The sequence below is a fragment of the Bacillus cereus group sp. BfR-BA-01524 genome, from assembly GCF_022662595.1.
GTDB classification, from domain to species: domain Bacteria; phylum Bacillota; class Bacilli; order Bacillales; family Bacillaceae_G; genus Bacillus_A; species Bacillus_A thuringiensis_S.
This window is the reverse complement of the sequence record NZ_JAKUDW010000415.1, coordinates 1-241: the sequence shown is the minus strand read 5'-3', so window position 1 is coordinate 241 and position 241 is coordinate 1. Positions and strand designations below refer to the sequence as shown.

Below are 241 nucleotides of genomic sequence, written 5' to 3'. Positions count from 1 at the left end.
CTATCTCTTATTCACGAAATGAAACGCCGCAACGAACAATTCGGTATCGTAACAATGTGTATTGGCGGCGGAATGGGAGCAGCGGGAGTGTTTGAATTACTATAAAAAGTGCAAGAGGCTCGCTCAGAATAGGAGGGCGTTGGAAGCCCTGACGAAGAGGCGCTTTTTGCCTCACAGGAAGGGGTGAAACGACCGACTGTTCTAGCCACTGGAACTGGATTATAAAAAAAGTGGAAGCGGC

The 241-nt window shown here is 48.5% G+C and carries 1 protein-coding gene; it reads left to right on the top strand.

Annotation, left to right across the window (positions count from 1 at the left end; translation table 11 throughout):
• On the top strand, nt 1–105 hold a 105-nt coding region (locus MR170_RS31700; protein WP_242310696.1), incomplete at its 5' end, for a hypothetical protein.
• Between the last annotated feature and the right edge of the window lie 136 nt (nt 106–241).